22 protein-coding genes are annotated in these 24,172 nt (G+C 71.5%); 11 read left to right on the forward strand and 11 right to left on the reverse strand.

Going from position 1 to position 24,172, the window contains the following annotated elements; genetic code table 11:
• Positions 1 to 83: 83 nt before the first annotated feature.
• Positions 84 to 722 carry an HAD family acid phosphatase gene (locus tag ACFXAE_RS33380; protein ID WP_384722513.1) on the reverse strand — a complete coding sequence of 213 codons (639 nt, stop codon included), beginning with the start codon at positions 720 to 722 and terminating at the stop codon, positions 84 to 86.
• Between the two features lie 441 nt (positions 723 to 1,163).
• On the opposite strand from ACFXAE_RS33380, the gene ACFXAE_RS33385 reads away from it, so the two are divergent.
• Positions 1,164 to 1,871 (forward strand): M23 family metallopeptidase, encoded by a 708-nt coding sequence (locus ACFXAE_RS33385; RefSeq protein ID WP_384722516.1) that lies wholly within the window; start codon positions 1,164 to 1,166, stop codon positions 1,869 to 1,871.
• A 19-nt stretch (positions 1,872 to 1,890) separates the two neighbouring features.
• On the opposite strand, the gene ACFXAE_RS33390 is transcribed toward ACFXAE_RS33385, so the two are convergent.
• A complete protein-coding gene (locus ACFXAE_RS33390) occupies positions 1,891 to 2,487 on the reverse strand; it encodes a TetR/AcrR family transcriptional regulator (protein WP_384722519.1) in 597 nt (198 codons plus the stop codon).
• Between the two features lie 137 nt (positions 2,488 to 2,624).
• On the opposite strand from ACFXAE_RS33390, the gene ACFXAE_RS33395 reads away from it, so the two are divergent.
• Positions 2,625 to 4,211: an MDR family MFS transporter gene (locus ACFXAE_RS33395; protein WP_384722522.1), complete on the forward strand. Its 1,587-nt coding sequence runs from the start codon at positions 2,625 to 2,627 to the stop codon at positions 4,209 to 4,211.
• A 76-nt stretch (positions 4,212 to 4,287) separates the two neighbouring features.
• Here the strand turns inward: ACFXAE_RS33395 and cseC are convergent, their stop codons facing one another.
• The 5 genes from cseC to ACFXAE_RS33420 all read right to left on the reverse strand — a co-directional run bounded on the left by cseC (position 4,288) and on the right by ACFXAE_RS33420 (position 8,920).
• Entirely contained in the window at positions 4,288 to 5,634 is a 1,347-nt protein-coding gene (gene cseC / locus ACFXAE_RS33400; RefSeq protein ID WP_384722525.1) for a two-component system sensor histidine kinase CseC, read from the reverse strand.
• Positions 5,635 to 5,643: 9 nt separating this feature from the next.
• Positions 5,644 to 6,342, reverse strand: coding sequence for a two-component system response regulator CseB (gene cseB, locus ACFXAE_RS33405; protein ID WP_384722528.1), 699 nt, complete (start codon positions 6,340 to 6,342; stop codon positions 5,644 to 5,646).
• Between the two features lie 142 nt (positions 6,343 to 6,484).
• Entirely contained in the window at positions 6,485 to 7,138 is a 654-nt protein-coding gene (locus tag ACFXAE_RS33410; RefSeq protein WP_384722531.1) for a hypothetical protein, read from the reverse strand.
• Entirely contained in the window at positions 7,126 to 7,677 is a 552-nt protein-coding gene (locus tag ACFXAE_RS33415) for a SigE family RNA polymerase sigma factor (RefSeq protein ID WP_384722534.1), read from the reverse strand. The genes ACFXAE_RS33410 and ACFXAE_RS33415 overlap by 13 nt, the downstream gene beginning before the upstream one ends.
• Before the next feature lie 307 nt (positions 7,678 to 7,984).
• The gene (locus tag ACFXAE_RS33420) at positions 7,985 to 8,920 is read right to left on the reverse strand and encodes an A/G-specific adenine glycosylase (protein ID WP_384722537.1); all 936 of its coding nucleotides are present in this window, start codon (positions 8,918 to 8,920) and stop codon (positions 7,985 to 7,987) included.
• Positions 8,921 to 9,101: 181 nt separating this feature from the next.
• Here ACFXAE_RS33420 and ACFXAE_RS33425 point away from each other — a divergent pair, with 181 nt between their 5' ends.
• Positions 9,102 to 9,653 carry a hypothetical protein gene (locus ACFXAE_RS33425; protein WP_384722589.1) on the forward strand — a complete coding sequence of 184 codons (552 nt, stop codon included), beginning with the start codon at positions 9,102 to 9,104 and terminating at the stop codon, positions 9,651 to 9,653.
• 401 nt (positions 9,654 to 10,054) lie between these two features.
• A complete protein-coding gene (locus ACFXAE_RS33430) occupies positions 10,055 to 10,912 on the forward strand; it encodes a hypothetical protein (RefSeq protein WP_384722540.1) in 858 nt (285 codons plus the stop codon).
• Positions 10,913 to 11,013: 101 nt separating this feature from the next.
• Here the strand turns inward: ACFXAE_RS33430 and disA are convergent, their stop codons facing one another.
• Together disA and radA are read right to left on the reverse strand one after the other, a co-directional pair.
• Entirely contained in the window at positions 11,014 to 12,138 is a 1,125-nt protein-coding gene (gene disA / locus ACFXAE_RS33435) for a DNA integrity scanning diadenylate cyclase DisA (protein WP_384722543.1), read from the reverse strand.
• An 81-nt stretch (positions 12,139 to 12,219) separates the two neighbouring features.
• The gene (radA, locus tag ACFXAE_RS33440; RefSeq protein WP_384722546.1) at positions 12,220 to 13,629 is read right to left on the reverse strand and encodes a DNA repair protein RadA; all 1,410 of its coding nucleotides are present in this window, start codon (positions 13,627 to 13,629) and stop codon (positions 12,220 to 12,222) included.
• 284 nt (positions 13,630 to 13,913) lie between these two features.
• Here radA and ACFXAE_RS33445 point away from each other — a divergent pair, with 284 nt between their 5' ends.
• On the forward strand, positions 13,914 to 15,692 hold the full coding sequence (locus tag ACFXAE_RS33445) for a hypothetical protein (RefSeq protein ID WP_384722549.1): 1,779 nt from the start codon (positions 13,914 to 13,916) through the stop codon (positions 15,690 to 15,692).
• A gap of 18 nt (positions 15,693 to 15,710) precedes the next feature.
• On the opposite strand, the gene ACFXAE_RS33450 is transcribed toward ACFXAE_RS33445, so the two are convergent.
• Positions 15,711 to 16,592 (reverse strand): hypothetical protein, encoded by an 882-nt coding sequence (locus ACFXAE_RS33450; RefSeq protein ID WP_384722552.1) that lies wholly within the window; start codon positions 16,590 to 16,592, stop codon positions 15,711 to 15,713.
• Between the two features lie 94 nt (positions 16,593 to 16,686).
• Between ACFXAE_RS33450 and ACFXAE_RS33455 the strand changes: the two genes are divergently transcribed.
• From ACFXAE_RS33455 to ilvD, 4 genes are all read left to right on the forward strand, one after another.
• Complete coding sequence (locus ACFXAE_RS33455) at positions 16,687 to 17,619, forward strand: Ppx/GppA family phosphatase (RefSeq protein WP_384722555.1); 933 nt, start codon at positions 16,687 to 16,689, stop codon at positions 17,617 to 17,619.
• An 80-nt stretch (positions 17,620 to 17,699) separates the two neighbouring features.
• Positions 17,700 to 18,539 carry a sugar phosphate isomerase/epimerase family protein gene (locus ACFXAE_RS33460; protein ID WP_384722558.1) on the forward strand — a complete coding sequence of 280 codons (840 nt, stop codon included), beginning with the start codon at positions 17,700 to 17,702 and terminating at the stop codon, positions 18,537 to 18,539.
• A complete protein-coding gene (locus tag ACFXAE_RS33465) occupies positions 18,536 to 19,204 on the forward strand; it encodes a TetR family transcriptional regulator (protein ID WP_384722560.1) in 669 nt (222 codons plus the stop codon). The genes ACFXAE_RS33460 and ACFXAE_RS33465 overlap by 4 nt, the downstream gene beginning before the upstream one ends.
• Positions 19,205 to 19,328: 124 nt before the next feature.
• On the forward strand, positions 19,329 to 21,182 hold the full coding sequence (gene ilvD / locus ACFXAE_RS33470) for a dihydroxy-acid dehydratase (protein WP_384722563.1): 1,854 nt from the start codon (positions 19,329 to 19,331) through the stop codon (positions 21,180 to 21,182).
• 49 nt (positions 21,183 to 21,231) lie between these two features.
• Here ilvD and ACFXAE_RS33475 read toward each other — a convergent pair whose 3' ends face one another.
• On the reverse strand, positions 21,232 to 23,334 hold the full coding sequence (locus ACFXAE_RS33475) for a serine/threonine-protein kinase (protein ID WP_384722566.1): 2,103 nt from the start codon (positions 23,332 to 23,334) through the stop codon (positions 21,232 to 21,234).
• Between the two features lie 178 nt (positions 23,335 to 23,512).
• Here ACFXAE_RS33475 and ACFXAE_RS33480 point away from each other — a divergent pair, with 178 nt between their 5' ends.
• The gene (locus tag ACFXAE_RS33480; RefSeq protein WP_384722569.1) at positions 23,513 to 23,845 is read left to right on the forward strand and encodes an SH3 domain-containing protein; all 333 of its coding nucleotides are present in this window, start codon (positions 23,513 to 23,515) and stop codon (positions 23,843 to 23,845) included.
• A 35-nt stretch (positions 23,846 to 23,880) separates the two neighbouring features.
• The gene (locus ACFXAE_RS33485) at positions 23,881 to 24,150 is read left to right on the forward strand and encodes a peptidase (RefSeq protein ID WP_384722592.1); all 270 of its coding nucleotides are present in this window, start codon (positions 23,881 to 23,883) and stop codon (positions 24,148 to 24,150) included.
• The last annotated feature ends 22 nt before the right edge of the window (positions 24,151 to 24,172 follow it).

The raw sequence follows: 24,172 nt of genomic DNA on the forward strand, positions 1-24,172 counted from the left end.
CGCTCGGCTTGAACGGAAAAAAGGGGTCTGCCCCGGGACACATGTCCCGGGGCAGACCCCTTTTTTCCGTGGCTGCGGCCGGTTCAGGACAGCTGACCGTCGTAGTCCGGCAGCTTGAACGTCTTCTCGGCGTGGCCGCCCGACAGGTCGGTCGCGCTGTTGCCGATGTTGGCGATGATCGTGTAGCCCTTGGCCTCGATGGTGACGCGCTGAGCGGTCTTGTAGTCGGCGACGTTCTTGAAGAGGTCGAAGAACCCGCGGACGTACAGGCCGGCGGACTCGTAACCGGCGCGGTCGAGGTTGTACGCGGTGGGCGCGTGGATGATGCCCGGGCGGGCGGTCACGAAGAACACGGCGACGCCGTGCTCCTGGGCGTACTCCGCGACCTCCAGGACCGGCTCGTTGGCGGGCTGCGGGAAGCTGAACCCGAAGTCGGTCTCCAGCGCGGTGTTGTCGACGTCGAGGACGATCGCCTGCTTCTCGCCCGGCTCGGTGTCCCCGATCCGCTGCTTCAGATAGGGCAGGGCCTGGTCCATGACCGCCTGGCAGTCCCGCTGCCAGGTGTCGTAGTCGACGTCCGCCGCCGCGGTGGCGGCCGCCACCGCGGAAACGGCCGGTGAAGCGGGGGTCGTGGCCTCGGCCGGTGCGGCCAGGGCCACCAGGGCGGCCGCGGAGACGGCGGTGACCGATGCGCGGATCGGCCAGGAGCGTCGGCTTCTCATCTCGTGGGGGGTCCTCTCACGTCCGTGACGCTGCCAGCATGTCGTGTGCATGTTCGTCTGCGAGGGTGACGCGAGGTGAACCGTAGGGTTACCGGACGGTAGGCGCCTAGAGGTCTGCGCCACATTTATGGAATGGCCGTCCCCGGTCGCCGGTGACATGCTGCACAGGCGTTTTGTCCGGTACTAGCCGGAATAGTGGATAAGGCTCTCCCGCGAAACGGACATTTACCCCAGGGATCTGATCGATCGGCTCCAAATGGGGCTTTCGCCCTGTAGAGGTGCTACGTCAAGAGACGTGCATCTCAGTGGGGATCTACGGCTTTCCTTCGTAGGTCACACCTTTGCGCCGTTATGTCCGGAGGGGCTACCAATGAATCACCACCGAGGCGCGGATCCGTCCGCCGGGTGGTTTTCCTCTGTCCCCCTCCTGATGAGGTTTGTATGTCTCAGCGCGTCACGTCCCGTTCCTCCCGCACCTCGTCCCTGATCCGCACCCGCGCGGCCGTGCTGGCCGCCGGGCTGGGGACCTCGGTCGTGATGGGAGCCGGGGTCGCGGCCGCCGCCGACACCACGGCCGCGTCCGGTGTCGCCAGTGCCGTTCAGGCGCAGGCCGCCGCCCAGGCCGAGGCGGCGAAGGCCCAGGCCGCTCAGGTCGAGAAGGCCGCCCAGGCGAAGGCCGCGAAGGCCGCCCAGGCGAAGAAGGCCGCTCAGGCCGCCGCCAAGAAGCAGGCGTCCTGGATCGACCCGGTGAAGAGCTACAAGCTGTCCGCGAGCTTCGCCCAGAACGGCGGCATGTGGGCGTCCAAGCACAGCGGCCAGGACTACGCCGTCCCGACCGGCACCCCGGTCGTCGCCACGCACGGCGGCACCGTCGTCAAGGCCGGCCCCAACGGCGCCGGCGACGGTCCCGCGTACGGCAACGCCGTCGTGATCAAGCACGGCAACGGGACGTACTCCCAGTACGCCCACCTGTCGCAGGTCGACGTGAAGATCGGCCAGATCGTCAAGACCGGCCAGAAGATCGCCCTGTCCGGCAACACCGGCAACTCCAGCGGTCCTCACCTGCACTTCGAGATCCGCACCACCCCGAACTACGGCTCCGCCGTGGACCCGGCGAAGTTCCTGCGCGCCCACGGCGTGACGGTCTGACCCGCCGCGCACACGGCGCCTAGGTGCCCCCGGAACCCCGGTGGGCCTGGGTGATCAGATCGGTGGCGACCTCGAGGACGGCCTTGCGCTTCTCCTCGGGGTCGCTTTCGACGTCCTGCAGGACGTGCATCCCCGCGTGCATGGTGAACAGGGCGCTGACGCAGCGCACCTGGTCGACCAGATCGGCGTCCGGGTCCATGAGGATGTCCCGCAGCCCGAGCATGCGGGTCTTGAACATCTCACCGATGCGCAGTTCGCGGATCGCCGCCTGGTTCTCCTGCATGAAGCGGAAGAGCGGGGCCGCGCCCATCAGCGCCTCGCTGTACCGGCGGATGATCTCCTGCTTGGTCTCCAGCGAGTGCGGCTGCCCCCGCCCCCACTCGATCAGGTCCTCCATCGGCCGTGAGAGGTCCTCGAAGATACCGACGAGGATCTCTTCCTTCGTCTTGAAGTGGTAGTACAGCGCCGCCTTGGTGACGTCCAGGCGCTCGGCGATCTCACGCAGTGAGGTCTTCTCGTAGCCCTGCTCGGCGAAGAGTTCGAGTGCCACGTCCTGGATGCGCTGGCGGGTGTTCCCGCGGCGCCGCTGTCTGGTGCCGTCCATGGTGCCGCCCATTCTCCTGCTCGACCCCTCTTGACGAAAACTTACTTGACGCCCGGCTAGTTGCGCGACTAGCTTTCCGGTGTAGTGAACTAGCCGGTCGGCAAGTAAGTAACAGTGGTCACGCGACCGTGGCCGGGGGAGAAGGAATCGTGGCGGACACACCAGCGGCGGGGGCCGTGGAGACGGACACCGGCAAACAGCCGAGGAGCGTGCGGGTGGTCCTGCTCGCACTCATGATCGCGATGATGCTCGCGATGCTCGACAACATGATCATCGGTACGGCGATGCCGACGATCGTGGGCGAGCTGGGCGGACTGGAGCACCTGTCCTGGGTGGTCACCGCCTACACCCTCGCGACCGCGGCCTCCACCCCGGTCTGGGGCAAGCTCGGCGACATGTACGGGCGCAAGGCCACGTTCATGACGTCCATCGTGATCTTCCTGATCGGCTCCGCGCTCAGCGGCATGGCCCAGGACATGGGCCAGCTGATCGGCTTCCGCGCGGTGCAGGGTCTGGGCGCCGGCGGTCTGATGGTCGGTGTCATGGCGATCATCGGTGACCTGATCCCGCCCCGCGAGCGCGGCAAGTACCAGGGCATGATGGCCGCCGTCATGGCGCTGGCGATGATCGGCGGACCCCTGGTCGGCGGCACCATCACCGACAACTGGGGCTGGCGCTGGGCCTTCTACATCAACCTGCCGCTCGGCGCGATCGCGCTGGCCGCCGTCGGCGCCGTACTGCACCTGCCGAAGAAGCGGGCCGAGGCCGGCATCGACTACCTCGGGGTCGCGCTGCTGACCGTCGGCATCACCGCCGTCGTGCTGGTCACCACCTGGGGCGGCACGGAGTACGCCTGGACCTCCGCGCGGATCATGGAGCTGACCGGCCTCGGTGTCGCGTCCCTCGTGGGCTTCGTGTTCTGGCAGACCAGGGCCGCCGAGCCGGTGATGCCGCTGCACATCTTCCGCAGCCGCAACTTCGCGCTGATGTCCGTCATCGGCTTCATCGTCGGCTTCGTGATGTTCGGCGCGACCCTCTTCCTGCCGCTCTACCAGCAGGCCGTGCAGGGAGCCTCCGCCACCAACTCCGGTCTGCTGCTCCTGCCGATGCTCGGCGCGATGCTGGTGACCTCGATGGTCGCGGGCCGGGTGACCACCAACACCGGCCGGTACAAGATCTTCCCGTTGGCCGGCAGCGCGCTGATGATCGTCGGCCTGTATCTGCTGTCCACGATGGACACCGGGACCTCCCGCTTCACCTCCGGTGTCTTCATGGCCGTGGTCGGTCTCGGCATGGGCTGTCTGATGCAGACCACCATGCTGGTCGCGCAGAACAGCGTGGAGATGAAGGACATGGGCGTGGCGTCCTCGTCCGCCACCCTGTTCCGCACCCTCGGCGCGTCCTTCGGCGTGGCGATCATGGGCGCGCTGTTCAACAGCCGCGTCCAGGACGTCATGACCGAGAAGGCCGGCGCGCTGGGCTCCAAGGTGACGGAGCAGTCCGCGCAGCTGGACGCGGACAGCCTGGAGAAGCTGCCGGCGGCGATCCGCGAGGCCTACCAGCAGGCAGTGTCCACGGGCACGCATTCGGCGTTCCTCCTGGGCGCCGTGATCGTGGTGATCGCTCTGGTGGCGGCGGTGTTCGTGAAGGAGGTCCCGCTGAAGGGCGCGGGCCCCCAGAAGAACGACACCGACGACGGCGCACCGGCAGCGACGGCGGTGACCGAGCCCGTCTGACTCCCCGAACAGTGCGGAGGCCCCCGGAGGCGTGTGCGCCTCCGGGGGCCTCCGCACTGCCGGAAGCGCCGCTCAGTCACTGCGGCAGCACCGGATGGCTCCCGGTGTTCGTCGGCGCGTGTTCGGGCAGCCACAGCACGGCGACCGCGCCCTCGGCCGGTACGTCGTCCGGGGCTCCCGCCGGACGTATGTTGCGGAAGGTCAGCCGCGCGCCCAGTACCCGGGCCTGCCCCGCCGCGATGGTCAGGCCCAGCCCGTGACCGCGGCCGGCCCGGTCCGCGCTGCCGGTGCGGAAGCGGCTCGGCCCCTCGGCGAGCAGGGTCTCGGGGAAGCCAGGACCGTGGTCGCGGACCCGGATGACCCGGCCCTCGACGGTGACCTCGACGGGCGGCCTGCCGTGCCGGGCGGCGTTGGCGAGCAGGTTGAACAGCACGCGCTCCAGGCGCCGTGGATCGGTGGTCACCTCCGACTCGTGCACCACCCGCACCGTGACGTCCGGATCCTTCGCCCTGACCCGCCGGGCGACGAACTCGCCCAGCAGGATGTCCTGCAGTTCGGCCCGCTCGGAGGCGCTGTCCAGCCGGGCCACCTCCAGGACGTCCTCGACGAGGGTGCGCATCGCCTTGGCCCGGTCCAGCACCAGCTCGGTCGGCCGGCCCGGCGGCAGCAGCTCGGCGGCGGTGAGCAGACCGGTCACGGGGGTGCGCAGCTCGTGCGCGATGTCGGCGGTGACCCGGCGCTCGGCCTCCAGCCGCTGCCGCAGCGCGTCCGCCATGGCGTCCACCGCGCTGGCCAGGTCGTCGGTCTCGTCGCGCACCACACCGCCGATGGCCTCGCGCACCCGGACGTCCGTCTCGCCCTTGGCGACCCGGTTGGCGGCCGTGGCCGCCTTCCGCAGCCGCCGCGACAGATGCCCGCCGATGAGCACCCCGAGCGCACTGCCGCCCAGCACGACCGCGATGGAGCCGATCACCAGGGCCTGGTCGAGGTCCTTGAGGATGTCCGAGCTGCGGTCCGTGAAACCGGAGTGCAGGGACATCACATGCCCGTTCTTCAGCGGCACCGCCGCCCAGATGTCCGGCGCCCCGCCCGGCCGCTCGGCCACGTAGGTCGCCCGCCGGCCGGCCTCGGCCTTCTCCCGCAGCTCCTCCGGCAGCTCCGAGTCGTCGATCTTGGTGTTGGGGAAGTTCAGCCGCCCCGACAGCTCGTAGTTGCGCTGGGCGATCATGATGCGCTCGTCCGCCAGGTCGCGCGCGTTGTCCAGCATCGACACCCGGGCCGCGTTGTGCACGACCAGGCTCAGCGCGATCGCCACCAGCGCCCCGACCAGCGCGATGGCGGCGCTGAGCTTCCACCGCAGACCCGTGCGTATGCCCACCCGGTCGACACACGCCGCCACCAGGCGCCGGAAGTACCCCCGCATCGTCTTCTCTCAGGCCTTCAGCTTGTAGCCGAAGCCACGGACCGTCTCGATACGGTCCTGGCCGATCTTCGTGCGCAGCCGCTGCACATGGACGTCGACGACCCGCGTGTCACCACCCCAGCCGTACTCCCACACCCGTTCGAGCAGTTTGTCACGGGAGAGCACGGTGCCCGGCGCCGCCGAGAACTCCAGCAGCAGCCGCATCTCGGTCGGCGTCAGCGCCACCGGCTTCCCCGCCCGGCGCACCTCCATGCCCTCGGTGTCGATCTCCAGTTCGCCGAACGCCAGCACACCTCCGTCGCCCGGTCCTGCCGTGTCCTCCCGGCCGCCGTTCGCGCGCCCGAAGCGGCGCAGCACCGCGCGGATCCGGGCCACGAGCACGGCACTGTCGAACGGCTTGGTCACGTAGTCGTCGGCGCCCGCCTCCAGGCCCAGCACCACGTCGATGGAGTCGGCCCGCGCCGACAGCATGATCACCGGCACCATCGACTCGTCCCGGATGCGACGGCACAGGCTGACCCCGTCGAGCCCGGGCACCATGACGTCGAGCAGCGCGATGTCGGGACGGTCCGTGCGGAACGCCTCCAGGCCCGACAGCCCGTCGGGCTTCGCGGTGACCGCGAAGCCGTCCCGCTCCAGGGTGAGCTGGGTGGCCTCGCGGATGACGTCGTCGTCCTCGACGAACAGGACGTGGGTCTGGTCTGCCATCCCGGTGCTCTCAGTCCTCGTGTGATCTCGGGTCGGTGCGCGCGTGCTTTTCTCGTCCACCCCACGGACGCGGGGGCCGCGTCGAGGGTTCACCCGTTCATCGGTCCGGGCGGCCCCGCCGGTTCACGCCGTGAGCCATGTCTCAGTCGGCGGGCATCGGTGTCGGCTCCGAGCCGGCCACCTGTCCGTAGTCGTTGTGCGTGCGGTACTCCTCGGCGAACCGGCCCGAGCCCCAGCGGTACGTGATCACGTTCTCCCCGGACGGGCTCGACACCGGATCGCCCCGGTCGTACACCTGCTTGGTCACCACCAGGTCCCCGCGGTCGATCTCCGCGTACACCGGGGGCTCCTCGGCCGAGAACACGTTCACATACGCGCCGCCCTGCTCGCGGTACACGTACGAGCCGACGCCCACCGCGTCCCCGCAGGTCAGCACGTTGACGACGACGTCGTCGACGGCTCCTCGGGTGAGGTTGCCGTAGCTCACGTCGACGGGGTACTCGTCGGCGACGCACGGCTGGAGTTCCCGCTTGACCTCCGCCGAGACCGCCGGGTCGGCCTTGACCAGCCGGACCGCGTCCACCCGGTCGGGGGTCCGTGAGGGCTGTGCCGACGCCGCGGCGGGGGCGCTCGCCACGGAGTCCGCGTGCGCCGGGCCCTCGTCCCGCGCGCCGGTGCCCCCCGTGCCGCAACCGGCGACGAACAGGACGGCGGCGGCGAGTACGGCCGTCGCCGTGCTCGCCGCCCGTGCGGTGGTCCGGGCCCGTGTGGGCCACGCGCCGGTCAGGCCGCGCAACGCTCCCGCTCCTCACGCTCCAGCGCGCGTGCGTCCAGGTCGCGCGCCTGAAGCTCCTCGCGGAGCCGGGCGAGCGCCCGGTGCAGGGTGCTCTTGACCGTTCCGGCCGACATACCGAGGGCGGCGGCCGTCTCCTCCGTGGACATCTGCTCCCAGTGTCGCAGCACCACGACACTGCGCTGCTTCGGGGCGAGGACCTTCAGGATGTCCATCAGCAGGGCGCGGTCGGCGTGCTGCTCGGTGGAGTCGTCCACACAGGCGTCCGGGAGCTGCTCGGTGGGCACCTCCTCCAGCTTGCGGGCCCGCCACCACTCCGTCCGCGTGTTGATCATGACCCGGCGCAGATAGGCGTCGGCCAGCCGCTTGTCCTCGATGGTCTCCCAGCGGCCGTACGTCCGGGCCAGCGCGGTCTGCAGCAGGTCCTGCGCGTCCACGGGGTCCGGGACCAGGCGGCGGGCGCTGCGCAGCAGTGCGTCCTGCCGGGTGCGGACGTACTCCTCGAATGCGAGCACCTCGCCCCGCGCCGTGTCCTGCGCCATGGTGAACCGCCTCCCGCTCCCCGTGCCGGCCCGCCCGTGCGGGCCGGTTGTCCTGCCTGTGTTCCGTCGTCACGTGCCCTTGTCGAGCACGTGATCGAAGGTACGGAGGCGTTGTCACGGCGCTGTCCGAAGCAGCCTGCGGGAAGCCCTCGGCTGTCCGTCGGTTGTGTAACGGAAGGAGGAACGGGGTAAAGCGGTCGACCGATTGAGAGTGCTATGGAGCAATATGGTCGGCCGTACCGGTGTGGCGTGTGTGAACCGGCTGTATCCGACGTCAGAGATGTGTGCGGACCGGCTGTAAGGGACGTCAGGTCATCGGCAGCCGGTACAGACCGCCCGGCAGCGGCTCCACCAGACCGTCGGCGACCAGACCGTCCAGCGCGCGGGCACGCTGCACCGGCTCGTGCCACACCCGGTCCAGCACGGCCTGCGGCACCGGACCGTGCGCCTCCCGCAGCACGGCCAGCAGCCGCCCGCGGACCTGACGGTCCGTGCCCGCGTACGTCTGGCCCCGGCGCGGCGGACCGTCGTGGGCCGGCTTGCCCGCCAGCCGCCAGGCACACTGTGCGGCGATCGGGCAGCGCGGGCACGACTCGTTCTTCGCCGTGCACACCAGCGCGCCCAGCTCCATGGAGGCGGCGGCCCACCGCGCGGCGGTCGCGGCGTCCTCCGGCAGCAGGGCCCGGGCCAGCCGGCGCTCGGCGGCGGTGGTGGCGTTCGGCGGGTACTGCGCGCCGGTGACCGCGCGGGCGAACACCCGGCGCACGTTGGTGTCCAGCACCGCGTGCCGCTGACCGTACGCGAACGACGCCACCGCCGCGGCCGTGTACTCCCCGATACCGGGCAGTGCCAGCAGCTGGGCGTGATCGGCCGGTACGTCGCCGCCGTGCCGTTCCGTTATGGCGACGGCGGCGCCGTGCAGCCGGAGCGCGCGGCGCGGGTAGCCGAGCCGGCCCCAGGCGCGGACCGCCTCGCCGGGCGCCTCCGCGGCGAGGTCGGCGGGGCGCGGCCAGCGGGCCAGCCACTGCTCGTAGACGGGCAGCACCCGGTTCACCGGGGTCTGCTGCAGCATGAACTCGCTGACCATCACCCCCCACGCACCGGCCTCCGGACGTCGCCACGGCAGATCCCGGGCGTGCTCGTCGAACCAGTCGATGACGGGGGAGTGCAGCGGCTCACCGGGAGCACGCTCGGACGCGGAATCGGCGACGGTGCCGTACGGGGGCTGAGTGGGAGCAGTCATGGCTCCTCGATCCTCCCATGCCGGTGCCCGCTTACGGGGGGAGCGCCACGGTCGTGCGGATGCGGAGCACCCGCGGGAGCACCGGTCGCCGGGCTCCTCCGGGGCGGCCCCGGCCTCCGGGCCCGACCCGGGGAAGCCCCGGCCTCCGGGCCGGGGACGACCCGGAGAAGCCCCCTGGACGCTGCTTGCCGAGGGGGACCTGTGCCGGTGGGTGGGGAACGGAAGCGTGGCCGGGTCCCGCGCCCGCACGCCGTGGCTCCGCGAAGGCGTGAGCGGCCCACAGCGGCAGATCATCCGGGACTTCGCCGAGTCCCGGTCCAAGGCGCCGAAGGACACCGAGAAGCGGCTGCCCATGCGGCAGCGCGCCGGGATGCCGCGCCACAAGAGGAAGCGCGAGGCTCCGCCGACGCTCAAGCGGAGGACGGTCCGCCGTCGCCCCGCCGTAGGACAGGCCGCGTCCGCGGGGTACCGCGAGGCGCGGCGGCAGACGGCGAAGCCGCACGAGAAGGCGGCACGGCGGCGGGACGCCACCCGCACCTGGCCCAGGCCGGCCGTGCGCGACCACGACGCGATCACTGTCGAGAACTTCCGCCCTGAGTTCCTCGCGGGGACCACCATGGCGTGCAAGGCGGCGGACGCCGCGATCGGCCTTCCTCTTCCGGAACGTACCCGCACCCGCACCGTGTCCGGAGCCGTGCCCCCACGGAAGGGGAACTCCGCCCGCGTGATGTGAGGATTCAACGCCCACGTACACCACCGCCGTTGGCCAGAGGTGCAAGGGCCGCGATCGCGAACGCCCGGCTGTTCGCACGCCGCGCCCGCTCCCAGCCGGCCACGAACAGCGCGACGGACAGCAGCAGTCGGCCTCCGTCCCGGTCCCGGCCGTGTGCCGCACCCGCGCGGGGCGCCGTGGGCGCAGCCGGTGATATCGCGGTGGCACCCGCTGTCCACGAAGTCCGCGGTCACGGACGGTAGGCGAGACGTCGATACGGTCACACCCCGCGATCGTCGCGTGCCGTCCCTGACGAAATACAGGGGTGACGGGGCCCTTACCGGAATGATGATCCGGAAAAGTTGGGCCCGGAGCGGCGGGTGGGGCAAGCGAACGCGCCGATCTCTCGTACAGTTTGCGCCGTGGGATCTCTGCGCAATCCGGTCGGGCCGCTTCCCTCCACCATCTACTGGCGTCGGAGGGCCGTACTGCTGTCCGTACTGGCCCTGTTGGCGTTGCTGATCGCCTGGGTGGTGGTCTCGGGCGGCGGGGGCGGCAGCGACCGTGACAACGGGGCCAACGGCAAGAATCCCGCGCCCTCCATCACTCCGGGACCGTCGAGTTCGGGGCCGGCGATCAGTCAGGCGCCGGGCGGACGCGACGAGTCGGGGGACGGCGGTTCCGACGGCTCAGGTGACTCCGGTGGCTCGTCGTCCGGGTCCGGTGACGACGGGGCCAACGGCGATCCCGCGGACTCCGGTGGCGCCGAGGGGCCGGGCGGCGGTGCCGGGGGCAGTGCGGGTGGTGGCTCCGAGGGCGGTACGTCGGCGGGGGTCGGCGCGGGTGACGCGCTGCCGGCCGGATCGGGGTCCTCGTTGCCCAACTGCACGGCGAACGCGGTGAAGTTCAGTCTGCGCAGTTCCCGCAACGCCTACGAGCCGGGGCAGACACCCACGTTCCTGCTCACCGCGCGGAACATCTCCGGTGGCGACTGCAAGGTCGATCTCGGTCCGGACAACGCGGTGTTGACGATTACTCCGGCGAGTGGCGACGACGCGTACTGGGCGTCGGACGACTGTCCGAAGGGGACGCGGAGCCTGGTGTTCCGGGTGCCGGCGGAGAACAGCATCACCTACACCGTGAAGTGGGACCGCAAGGCGAGCGAGCCGGAGTGCGCGACCCCGAAGGCCGGCGCGGCCGGCGCGGGCACCTACCTGGTGGAGGCGAAGGCGCCGGGCTTCGAGAAGGTGCGGACGTCGTTCGTACTGAAGGCGGACTAGTCGTAACTGCGGGCAGTCGTGCCGCTGGGGCGGCACGGGTGGGCGCACCGGCACCCCGCAAGCGCGGGTAAGCGAACCCACCCCCGGCCCGCAGCTACGCGTTAGACGTACCGCTCGAGGATCGAGCTCTCCGCCAGCCGTGAGAGCCCTTCGCGCACGCTCCGCGCCCGCGCCTCGCCGACCCCGTCCACCGTCTGCAGATCGTCCACGCTGGCGGCGAGCAGCTTCTGCAGCCCGCCGAAGTGCTCCACCAGCCGGTCGATGATCGCGCCCGGCAGCCTCGGCACCTTCGCCAGCAGCCGGAAGCCGCGCGGGGACACCGCCGAGTCCAGCGTCTCGGGTGAGCCGGTGTAACCCAGCGCGCGGGCCACCGTCGGCATTTCCAGCAGCTCCGCGTGCGTGAGCACGTTCAGCTCGTGCAGTGCCTCGTCGACCGTGCGGGAGCGCTTGGCGGTGGGCTCGGGCACGTAGTCCCGTACGACCAGCTCGCGCTCCGGCTCCACGCCCGCGATCAACTCGTCCAGCTGAAGGGCGAGGAGACGGCCGTCGGTGCCCAGTTCGACCACGTATTCGGCGATTTCGGTGGCGATGCGGCGCACCATCTCCAGCCGCTGCGCGACCGCCGAGACGTCCCGGACGGTCACCAGGTCCTCGATCTCCAGCGCCGACAGGGTGCCCGCGACCTCGTCGAGACGGAGCTTGTAGCGCTCCAGGGTGGCCAGCGCCTGGTTGGCGCGGGACAGGATCGCCGCCGAGTCCTCCAGGACCCGGCGGTGGCCGTCGACGTACAGCGCGATCAGGCGCATCGACTGGGAGACGGAGACGACCGGGAAGCCGACCTGCTTGGAGACGCGGTCGGCGGTGCGGTGCCGGGTGCCGGTCTCCTCGGTGGGGATGGTCGGGTCCGGCACCAGTTGGACGCCCGCCCGCAGGATCTTGGACAGGTCGGACGACAGTACGATGCCGCCGTCCAGCTTGCACAGCTCGCGCAGCCGGGTCGCGGTGAACTCGACGTCCAGCACGAAGCCGCCGCTGCACAGTGCCTCGACGGTCTTGTCGGAACCAAGCACGATGAGACCGCCGGTGTTGCCGCGGAGCACGCGCTCCAGGCCGTCACGCAACCCGGTGCCGGGTGCCACGGCGCTCAGCGAGGCGCGCATCAGACCATCGGAACCGGCACTCCCACCGGACTTTCCGGGAGCTGCTGCCCGGTCGTTGGCTGCCACTGCACTCCTCCGGTCGCAGGTTCTGGGGCGCCGTCGTTTCGCACACTCGGTTCGTACGGACGGGCGAGACCTGGGCAAAGTCTACCGGCGGTCCTCCGTCTCCCGGGTGGCCTCTCGCCGACGGGAGCGCGGAAGGACCCGCAGGGCGTCCCCTATGTCCGCCACTTCCAGCACTTTCATGCCCGGCGGGACCTTGCCCGGATCGCCCGGTACCAGGGCGTGCGTGAAGCCCAGACGGTGTGCTTCGGCGAGCCTGCGCTGGACGCCCGTGACCCGTCTCACCTCGCCGGCGAGGCCGACCTCGCCGATCGCGACCAGGTTCTTCGGCAGCGGGGTGTCACTCGCCGCCGACGCCAGCGCGAGCGCGACGGCCAGATCCGCGGCCGGTTCCGAGAGCTTCACCCCGCCCACCGTCGCGGAGTAGATGTCCCTTTTGCCCAAGGCGCTGATCCGGCCGCGCTGTTCCAGCACCGCCAGCATCATCGACACGCGCGAGGTCTCCAGGCCGGATGTGGTGCGCCGGGGCGAGGGGATCTGCGAGTCGACCGTGAGCGCCTGTACTTCGGCGACCAGGGGGCGGCGGCCCTCCAGGGTGACGGTCAGGCAGGTGCCCGGGACCGGTTCGGCACGACGGGTCAGGAAAAGTCCGCTGGGGTCCGCGAGGCCCGTGATGCCCTCGTCGTGCAGCTCGAAGCAGCCGACCTCGTCCGTCGTGCCGTAGCGGTTCTTGACGCCGCGCACCAGGCGCAGGCGCGCGTGCCGGTCGCCCTCGAAGTGCAGGACGACGTCCACCAGGTGCTCCAGCAGACGTGGCCCGGCGATCGCGCCGTCCTTGGTGACGTGGCCCACGAGGAGCGTGGACATCCCGCGCTCCTTGGAGGCCCGGATCAGCGCGCCGGCCACCTCGCGGACCTGGGCCATGCCGCCCGGGGCGCCGTCGATCTCGGGGGACGCCACCGTCTGCACCGAGTCCATGATCAGCAGGGACGGCTTCACCGCGTCCAAGTGACCGAGCACGGCGGACAGATCCGTCTCGGCGGCGAGATACAGGTGGTCGTCGATGGCGTGGATGCGGTCGGCGCGCAGCCGGACCTGGCTCGCCGACTCCTCCCCGGTGACGTACAGCGTGCGGTGTTCTTCGCTCGCCGCCTTGGCCGCCACGTCCAGCAGCAGCGTGGACTTGCCCACGCCCGGCTCACCCGCGACCAGCACCACCGCGCCGGGCACGAGGCCGCCGCCCAGCACGCGGTCCAGCTCGGGCACGCCGGTGGAACGGGCGGTGGCCTGACGGCCGTCGACCTGGCCGATGGGCAGGGCGGAGGTGGTGACCCGGCCGGGCGCCGTCGTACGGACCGCGGGCGTGCCGTACTCCTCGATCGTCCCCCAGGCCTGGCACTCGGGGCAGCGGCCGAGCCACTTGGCCGTCTGCCAGCCGCACTCGGTGCAGCGGTAGGACGGTCGGTCCTTGGTGGTCTTGGTACGGGCAGCCATGCGGAAAAGGTAACGGCACGCACTGACAATGGGACCGCGACGCCCTTGTCCGTCGCACGGGGCCGGGCATTCCGGCCCCTCCGGGGATCGAGGACGAGGCCGTTCGGGCCGAAGCGGGGCCCGGGTCGGCAGCCCCGGAGGACGGGGCGGCTCACGGGCGGCGAAAGGTTCCTGCCCGATAAGCGAAAGGTTCCTGTCCCCGATAGAGGGATCGTTTCACCCGTACGGATTAAAAGTGCGCAGGGCTCCGGAAGACGCCGCCCCGCGCCGCCTACGGTCGCCGGATGACGAGCAGCGGCCCGGAGACCTCGACCCGCACGACCGGAACCCACCGGACGCACCGGGAAGTGCGCGACCGCGGGGCCGCGCGCACGCTGGCCCAGTGGCCGACCACCCGCTACGAGTCCCATCTGGACGGCCTGTTCACCTACTGCCTGTCCGTGCTGTGCGACCACGACGCGGCGACCGCCGCCCTGGCCGACGCCCTCGTGCTCGCGGAGCGCCGCGGCCGGCACGTCCCCGACGAGCTCGGGAGCCGCAGGGCCTGGCTGTACGCCCTGGCCCGCTGGGCGTGTCTGCGCGAGCTGGCCGAGGCCAGGCAGAAACGCCGGGCCACCCACGCCGTGGGCCGCGCCGGCCGGCGGCGGGCGGCCGGGACCGCCCCCGTCCCGGCCGTCTCCGAGGACGTCCGGGAGCAGCGCCGCCGCGAACTGGCCGAGCTGGCCTGGCCGGAGGCCGCCGGCACCACGCCCGAGCAGCGCGAGGTGCTCGAACTCGCCGTGCGCCACCGCCTCGCCGCCCACGAGGTCGCCGCCGTGCTCGGCATGCAGCCGGACGCCGCGCGTGAGCTGCTCGCCGCCGCGGCCTGCGAGGTGGAACGCACCCGCGCGGCGCTCGCCGTCGTCGAGGCCGGCGCCTGCCCGGGCGTGGCGCACCTCACCGGCGACCGGCGGCTCGTGCTCAGCGCGACCCTGCGCCGCGAACTCGTCCGGCACGTCGACGACTGCCCGCGCTGCCGCCGTACCGCCGAGCGGGCCGTTCCCGGCCGCTGGCCCGGCACCAGCGTCACACCGGACGCGCTGCCCGTCCTTCCGGCGCCCGGAGCGGCCCTGCACGCCGCCATGGCGCACCACCCACGCGCGCGCGGCGCCGCGCCCCGCTTCGACCGGCGCGGCTTCCCGATGGACCCCAAGGACCGCGTCGCCCGGCGGGACCGGCTGCGCGCGCGTGCCGTCACGACGACGGTCGTCGCCACCGTCGTCGCCGCGCCGGTGTTCGCCCTGTGGGCCGCGTACCGCGGCACCCCGGTGGGCGAGGCCCAGGACGGCCGCTCGGCCTCCGCGCGGGAGGAGGGCGGGCCCCTCGACCTCGACGGCGGGGGAGCGGGCGGCTACGAGAACACCGGCAACGCGAGCACCCGGCCCGGAACCGGATTCGGTGAGAACGGCGAGCCGGACGTGTCCGTGGAGGTCGTGGGCGTCGCCGGAGCCGGGCACGAGGGCGCCGCCGCTGTGGGCGTCACGGCCGACCACAGCGGCGACACCACGCTGATCACCCTGACCGCGACGGGTGCCGAACCGGTCCGCTGGTCGGTGTCGACGGGAGCGTCCTGGCTCTATCCGAGCCGGTCGTCGGGCACGCTCGCGCCCGGCGAGTCGGTGACGGTCAGGGTGTACGTCGACCAGCTGCGCGAGCCGTCCGGCCACTGGAGCGCGACCGTGGCGATCTCGCCCGCCGGTTCCGTCGTGACCATCGACGGCTACGGCCCCGTACCCCCCACCCCGGGCAGCGGCTCGCCCTCCGGGCACCCCGGCGGCCCGGGCACCGGGCACCCCGGCACGCCGGGCGACCCGCCGTCGTCGCCCGGCCCGGAGCCGACGCCCACCACACCGGCGCCCGCACAGCCCACGCCGGGCGACCCGCCGTCCTCACCCGGCCCGGACCCCACGACGGGCGGCCCGACACCCACCGGCCCCACCCCCTCCGCCCCGGTGACGACCGGCCCGCAGGACTCGCCTTCGCCCACGGGGGGCGACGCCCCGAGCCCGGCCCCGTCCCCCTAGAAGATCTTCATCGATCTTCTAGGGGCGTCGGGCGGGGTCCGCCGGATGCGGGGCCAGCAGGGGAAGCTGCGAGGCCAGCCGTTCCTCGCACAGCTCGACCAGGCGGTCGTAGCCCGCCTTGCCCATCAGCTCGGTCAGCTCCGCGCGGTAGGAGACGTACACCGGGTCCCCGGCGCCATGCGCCGAGGTGGCCGAGGTGCACCACCAGTGCAGGTCGTGGCCGCCCGGGCCCCAGCCCCGGCGGTCGTACTCGCCGATCGACACCTGCAGCACGCGCGTGTCGTCGGGCCGGTCGATCCAGTCGTAGGTCCGCCGGACGGGCAGCTGCCAGCACACGTCCGGCTTGGTCTCCAGCGGCTCCCGGCCCTCCTTCAGGGCGAGGATGTGCAGCGAGCAGCCCATGCCGCCCGCGAAGCCCGGCCGGTTCTGGAAGATGCACGAGCCCTGGAACGGGCGGGTCTGACGGTCGCCGTCCTCGTCCTGTGAGACCCAGCCGTTCTTCGTGCCCTCCGCGTGGTGCTGCCAGATGTCCGGTGTGAGCCTCGCCACATGCCCGGCGACCCGCTTCTCGTCGTCCTCGTCCGAGAAGTGGGCCCCCAGGGTGCAGCAGCCGTCGTCCGCGCGGCCCGCCTGGATGCCCTGGCAGCCGCTGCCGAAGATGCAGTTCCAGCGAGAGGTCAGCCAGGTCAGATCGCAGCGGAAGACCTGCTCGTCGTCCGCCGGATCAGGAAACTCCACCCACGCGCGGGCGAAGTCGAGCCCCTTCTCGTCGTTCACCGGTGCCGTTCCCGGCGTCCGTGTTGCTGTCACCCGCGAAGAACCCTCGGCCAGTCCGGCCTTCTTGTCCCTCTTGGCCTTCTTGTCCGTCTTTTCGTCCTTCGCCTTTTTCGTCTTTGGCACCTGTCCAGGGTAAGTGGCCCACACCCCCGCCGGGACCGGCTCGACCACCGCGGACGGGGCATCACACCGCGCGGCGGGCAGTAGCGTTCCGTACATGAGACTCGGTGTCCTCGACGTGGGTTCGAACACGGTGCATCTGCTGGTGGTGGACGCGCACCCCGGCGCGCGCCCGCTGCCCGCGCACTCGCACAAGGCGGAACTGCGCCTCGCCCAGCTCCTCGACGACGACGGGGCCATCGGCCCCGACGGGGTCGACAGGCTCGTCGCGGTCGTCCGCGACGCGCTTCAGGCGGCCGAGGACAAGGGCGTCGAGGAACTGCTGCCGTTCGCGACCTCCGCGGTGCGCGACGCGTACAACGCCGACGACGTCCTCACGCGCGTGCGCGAGGAGACCGGGGTCGAGCTGCAGGTGCTCAGCGGCGACGAGGAGGCCCGGCTCACCTTCCTCGCGGCCCGCCGCTGGTTCGGCTGGTCGGCCGGGAAACTGCTCGTCATCGACATCGGCGGCGGCTCCCTGGAGGTCGCCTACGGCATGGACGAGGAGCCCGACGCCACGGCGTCCCTGCCGCTCGGCGCCGGCCGCCTCACCGCCGCCCGGCTGCCCGGAGACCCGCCCGAGCCGGACGACGTCCGCGCGCTGCGCCGCCACGTCCGCACCGAGATAGCCCGCACGATCGGGGAGTTCAGCCGCTTCGGCGCGCCCGACCACGTGGTGGCCACCTCCAAGACCTTCAGGCAGCTCGCCCGCATCGCCGGCGCCCCCGGCTCCGCCGAGGGCCCGTACGTCCAGCGCGAGCTGAAGCGGGAGTCCCTGGAGGGCTGGGTGCCCAGGCTCGCCGCCATGCGCGCCGCCGAGCGAGCCGAACTGCCCGGCGTCTCCGAGGCCCGCGCGGGCCAGCTGGTCGCCGGGGCCCTGGTCGCGGAGGGCGCCATGGACCTGTTCGGCGTGGAACGCCTGGAGATCTGTCCCTGGGCCCTGCGGGAGGGCGTGATCCTCCGCAGGCTGGACCACATGGGACAGGGGTAGCGGCCCTCGCCTATGGCAAACACCACAACGGGGAACGGGCACCCCGCATCCACCCGGCCCCACCCCGTAATCTGAGGCTCGTGGCAGAACCAAGGGACGTAGTCCGCATCCCGGATGCGAAGGTCGCCCTGTCGACGGCCTCCGTCTACCCGGAGTCGACGGCGACGGCCTTCGAGATGGCCGCGCGCCTCGGGTACGACGGCGTCGAGGTCATGGTGTGGACCGATCCGGTCAGCCAGGACATCGAGGCCCTGCGAAGACTCAGCGACTACCACCGCATCCCCGTCCTGGCCGTCCACGCGCCCTGCCTGCTCATCACGCAGCGCGTGTGGTCCACCGATCCCTGGACCAAGCTCCAGCGGGCCCAGGCCGCGGCCGAGAAGCTCGGCGCCGGCACGGTCGTCGTCCATCCCCCCTTCCGCTGGCAGCGGCAGTACGCCCGCGACTTCGTGGAGGGCGTCTGGCGGATGGCGAACGAGACCGATGTGCGGTTCGCCGTCGAGAACATGTACCCCTGGCGCTACCGCGACCGCGAGATGCTCGCGTACGCCCCCGACTGGGACGTCACCAAGGAGGACTACCGCCACTTCACGATCGACCTCAGCCACGCCTCGACCGCCCGCACGGACGCCCTGCAGATGATCGACCGCATGGGCGACCGCCTCGGCCACGTCCACCTCGCCGACGGCAAGGGCTCCGCCAAGGACGAGCACCTGGTGCCCGGCCGTGGTGACCAGCCCTGCGCCGAGGTGCTGGAGCGCCTGGCGTCGAGTGGCTTCGACGGTCATGTCGTCATCGAGGTCAACACCCGCCGGGCCATGTCGAGCGCGGAGCGCGAGGCCGACCTGGCCGAGGCGCTGGAGTTCACCCGTCGGCACCTGTCCTCCGCCGCCTCCGCGATCGAGGTGCCGCGGCGATGACCGGCCGCACCGCGAGCGACGGCCCGGACGCCCCCGCGCGGGGCGACGGCACTTCCGCGCGGGGCGACGGCACCGTCCGGCGCCGCGGCCGTCCGCCTCGTACGGAATCGGCCGGCACCCGGGACCGCATCCTCGACGCGGCCCGCGAGGAGTTCTCGCTGCGCGGGTACGAGAAGACGTCCGTCCGGGGCATCGCCAAGTCGGCCGGGGTCGACTCCGCGCTGGTGCACCACTACTTCGGCACCAAGGAGCAGGTGTTCGAGGCCGCAGTGGAGGTCGCCTTCGCGCCGGCGTTCACCGCGCGGGACACGATCCTCGACGGTCCCGTCGAGGAGGCCGGCGAGCGGATGACCCGGATGATCATCGGGCTCTGGGAGAGCCCGGTCACCCGGGCCCCGCTGCTCGCGATCGTCCGCTCCGCCGTGAACAACGAGATCGCGGCCGGTGTCTTCCGCCGTCTGGTCGCCAGCCAGCTGCTGCGCCGGATCGCCGGACAGCTCGACGTTCCGGACGCGGAACTGCGCGCCGAGCTGGCCGCCGCCCAGCTGGTCGGCATCGCGATGATCCGGTACGTGATCAAGGTGGAGCCGCTGGCCTCGGCGGACGCCGAGCAGATCATCGGGCGGGTGGCGCCGGTGGTGCAGGGGCACCTCACCGGGCGCTGAGATCCCCGGCGACCTCCCGCGTCCACTGAGACATTCATCCCGCATTACGGACGCCTCGTCCCACTTGGTGAATGAGCGGCGTACGCTCGACGACAGTCATAACTCTCCGAAGGAGCGAGCGACGATGCCCGAGCTGAGGTCCCGCACAGTCACCCACGGCCGCAATATGGCGGGCGCCCGCGCCCTTATGCGCGCCTCCGGTGTACCGGGCGCGGACATCGGCCGCAAGCCGATCATCGCGGTCGCCAACAGCTTCACGGAGTTCGTCCCCGGCCACACCCACCTCGCCCCGGTCGGCCGGATCGTCAGCGAGGCGGTGACGGCGGCCGGCGGCATCCCGCGCGAGTTCAACACCATCGCCGTCGACGACGGCATCGCGATGGGCCACGGCGGCATGCTCTACTCCCTGCCCTCCCGCGACCTGATCGCGGACAGCGTGGAGTACATGGTCGAGGCACACCGCGCGGACGCCCTGATCTGCATCTCCAACTGCGACAAGATCACCCCGGGCATGCTCAACGCCGCCCTGCGGCTGAACATCCCGACGGTCTTCGTCTCCGGCGGCCCCATGGAGTCCGGCCGCGCCACCCTGGTCGACGGCACGGTCCGCACGCTGGACCTGATCGACGCCATGGTCGAGGCGGCCAACGACAAGACCTCCGACGAAGACGTCCTGCGCATCGAGGAGAACGCCTGCCCGACCTGCGGCAGCTGCTCCGGCATGTTCACCGCCAACTCGATGAACTGCCTGACCGAGGCCATCGGCCTCTCCCTCCCGGGCAACGGCTCGGTCCTGGCCACCCACACCGCCCGCAAGGCGCTCTACGAGAACGCCGCGCACACGGTCATGGACATCACCCGCCGCTACTACGAGCAGGACGACGACTCGGTCCTGCCCCGCAACATCGCCACCCCCGCGGCCTTCGAGAACGCCATGGCCCTGGACATCGCGATGGGGGGCTCCACCAACACGATCCTGCACCTGCTGGCCGCCGCCCAGGAGGGCGAGGTCCCCTTCGGCCTCACCGAGATGGACGCCCTCTCGCGCCGGGTCCCCTGCCTGGCCAAGGTCGCGCCCAACGTCGCCAAGGACCGCACGTACTACATGGAGGACGTGCACCGCGCGGGAGGCATCCCCGCCCTGCTGGGCGAGCTGCACCGCGCGGGCCTGCTCAACGAGGACGTCCACTCGGTCCACAGCCCGTCCCTGGCCGACTGGCTGAAGACCTGGGACATCCGCGGCGGCTCCCCCTCCCAGGAGGCGGTGGAGCTCTGGCACGCGGCCCCGGGATGCGTGAGGTCGGCGGAGGCCTTCTCCCAGTCCGAGCGCTGGGACTCCCTGGACGAGGACGCCGAGGGCGGCTGCATCCGCTCCGCCGAGCACGCCTACTCCAAGGACGGCGGTCTGGCGGTGCTGCGCGGCAACCTCGCCGTCGACGGCTGCGTCGTGAAGACGGCGGGCGTCGACGAGTCCATCTGGACGTTCGAGGGCCCGGCGGTCGTCTGCGAGTCGCAGGACGAGGCCGTCGAGAAGATCCTCACCAAGCAGGTCAAGGAGGGCGACGTCGTCGTCATCCGCTACGAGGGCCCCAAGGGCGGCCCCGGCATGCAGGAGATGCTCTACCCGACGTCGTACCTGAAGAGCCGCGGCCTCGGAAAGGCCTGCGCCCTGATCACCGACGGCCGCTTCTCCGGCGGCACGTCCGGCCTGTCCATCGGCCACGCCTCCCCGGAGGCGGCCTCGGGCGGCACCATCGCCCTGGTCGAGGACGGCGACCGCATCCGCATCGACATCCCGAGCCGCTCGATCGAGCTCCTGGTCGACGAGGCCGAGCTGACCCGCCGCGAGCAGGCCCTGGACGGCCGGTACGCCCCGAAGAACCGCGACCGCAAGGTCTCCGCCGCCCTGAAGGCGTACGCGGCGATGGCGACCAGCGCGGACAAGGGCGCGGTGCGGGACGTCAGCAAGCTGGGCTGACCCGCGTCCGCGAAGGGCCGCCTCCGTCATGCGGGAGCGGCCCTTTCGGCTACCAGGCGCCCGGATCCCGCCCGCCCACGGTGAACACGGTCCCGTCGGGCGCGGACGCGTAGACGTGCCCGTGCGCGATCACCGGCCGCGGCAGCGCGGCGGCGACCCGTCCGGCCGTCCCGAGCCGGGGTGCTGTCTGCCCGGCCGGCCGCCCCGTCGACGCGTCCATGGCCAGCAGCCGCCCGTCGGGGGCGGTGACGTACACATGACGGCCGTCGGAGACGGGGTCGGAGCCGCGGGCCAGGCCTGTTTCCACGTGCCACAGCTGTTTCCGCGCCTTCACGTCGACGGCGACGAGGGATCCGCCCGAACCCATCAGATGGACCACGTTCCCGTGGGCGGTGCCGTGCCCCTGTTCGAGGGGGGCGGGCAGCGCGGTTCGACGCGTGGTCTCCGTGCTCGGGTGATAGGCGACAACGGCTTCCGTGTCGCCGTAGATCCTGTCGGCGGAGGTGAGGAAGACCGTTTCCCCGTTCGTACCGACGGGCTCCAGCTCCCCTTCGAGCCGAGTGTCCCAGCGCACGTCTCCGGTGCCCGGATCCACCGCTGTGACGCGCGTGCCGGACCCGTCGTCGGACGGGCTCGTCGCGTATGCCAGGGAGTCACCGGCGAAGAAGACGAAACGCGGCGCCTTGTGGCCGGGGAGACGGTGGCTCCACCTGGTCTCACCCGAAGCGCCGTCCACCCCGGTCACCGTGCCGTCGGCCCCCGTCAGCAGCAGCGTGTCCCCGGCGGACTCGAGTCCGCCGTACGCGGGAACCTTCCGCTGCCAGAGCGTCTTGCCGGAGACAGGGTCGAGCGCCTCCAGATGTCCGCCCTGTGTGGGCAATGACTGGACGAGACCGCCCGCCACGGTCGGCGTCCGGCTTCCTTCCGAGCGGGCGACGGCGTGCCGCCACAGCAGCCGGCCGTCGGACGGATCGAGGGCGAAGACATGCCCGGTCTGCGCGCAGAGCAGTTTCCCGGCACCGTAGGAACACCGGGGGATGCCGTCCCCGCCGTTCCCGGACCTCGGCGTCACCCACGGACCGAACCCGGCCGACGTGGTCCGTGGCGCGCGATCGGTCTTCGGCACGGCGCTGTCGCCGCCGTTCAGCTGAACGGCGGCCAGCGCGGCGATGACCGCCAGCCCGACGGCACCGGCGCCGAGAACGGCCCGTCGGCCCCCGCGTCTCCTGCCCTTCTCCTTCTTCTCCGTCTCCGTGACCTGTGCTTTCGGCTTGGGTGGATCCCCTGCGCGCTGTGCCGGTATGAACGCCTGCGTGTCGTACGACGCCGCCACCGAGCGCAGCTCCCGCATCAACTCGTCCGGTGTGGGCCGGTCCTCGGGTTCCTTGGCCAGGCAACGCAGGATGAGCGGCGCGAGTTCGTCCGGTACGCCGGCCACGTCGGGCTCGTCGTGCACGACCTGGTAGGCGACCACATACGGGCTGTCCGAGTCGAAGGGTCCGCGCCCGGTCGCCGCGTGCACCAGCACGGACCCCAGTGCGAAAACGTCGGCAGCGGGCCCCACTTCTCGCGGCCGGCGGAACTGCTCGGGTGCCATGAAGGGCGGTGTGCCGATCAACTTGCCGGTCTCGGTCCGTAGTTCACTGTCCGTCGGCCGGGAAATGCCGAAGTCGATGACCTTGGGCCCGTCGTCGGCGAGCAGTACGTTGCTCGGCTTCAGGTCCCGGTGGACGACCCCGACCCGGTGTATGTCGCGCAGCGCCTCGGCCAGTCCCGCCATCAGCCGACGCACTTCAGCGGGCGCCATCGGGCCGTTCCGCTTCACCTGATCGGCGAGGGTCGGGCCGGGGATGAACAGGGTGGCCATCCATGGCCGCTCAGCCTCGGGATCCGCATCGACCACGGGCGCGGTGAAGGCACCGCTCACCCTGCGAGCCGCACCCACCTCCTGCCGGAACCGTCCCCTGAACTCGGGATCTCTGGCGAACTCGGCATGCACGACCTTCACCGCGAGCTTCATGCCCGAGGTGCTTCGGGCCAGGTGTACGACCCCCATGCCACCGGAGCCGAGACGCGCTTCCAGGCGGTAGTGGCCGGAGTACTCGGGAAGTTCCACTTCCGTGCTCGCTCCGGTGTTCTGCTGTGGCGCCATGGGAACACCCCCGTGCTGTTCGTCCGCGCGCGCGACGCACGGAGCCTAGTGGATTACTCGTACGGGACAGAGGCGGCTTGCTAGCCTGCGTGTTCCTCAACCACACAGATGTGCGTGGTGGGTTCGGGGGAATCAACGGGGCCCATGACAACCATGGGATTCAACGGGGGAGTCAAGCATGGCTGTTGACCGTATCGAAGAGAACGAGGCCGGTTCCGTGTCGGAGGCCGGTGCCACCGGAGAGGTCACGACCGCCGATCTGCGCTACTACTCGGTCGCCCCGGGCGTCCGTCTGAACGTGCGCAGTGGTCCCGGCACCGGCTACACCGTCGTCCGTGTCCTGGCCGAGGGGGCGAAGGTGCCGATCTTCTGCCAGACGCCGGGCAGCACGGTGACGGGCCCGTACGGCACGTCGAGCATCTGGGACAACATCGACAACGGCGAGTTCGTCTCCGACACGTACGTGCACACCGGCCGCGACGGTTACTTCCGTCCGCGGTGCTCCTTCTGATCCGTCTCGACCACCGCAGAGGGAGCCTTCACGACATCGGCACGAGGGCCGAGGCCGCCGTCAGCTCCTGCTCGGTCGCCCCGGGCGTCCGTCCGAACGTGCGCAGCGGTCCCGGCACCGGCTGTGCGATCGTGCGTGTCCTGCCCGAGGGCGCCAAGGTCGCGATCAACTCCCAGACGCCCGGCACCTCGGTGTCGGGTCCGTACGGCACCTCGAACATCCGGGACAACATCGGCAACGGCCAGTACGTCTCCGACACCTACGTGGGCACCGGCAGCGACGGGTACGTGGCTCCCCGCTGCTGAGGAGACGGAAGTCCCCGGCCCA

Origin of the sequence: Streptomyces sp. NPDC059454, assembly GCF_042749965.1 — a bacterium.
Classification (GTDB): domain Bacteria; phylum Actinomycetota; class Actinomycetes; order Streptomycetales; family Streptomycetaceae; genus Streptomyces.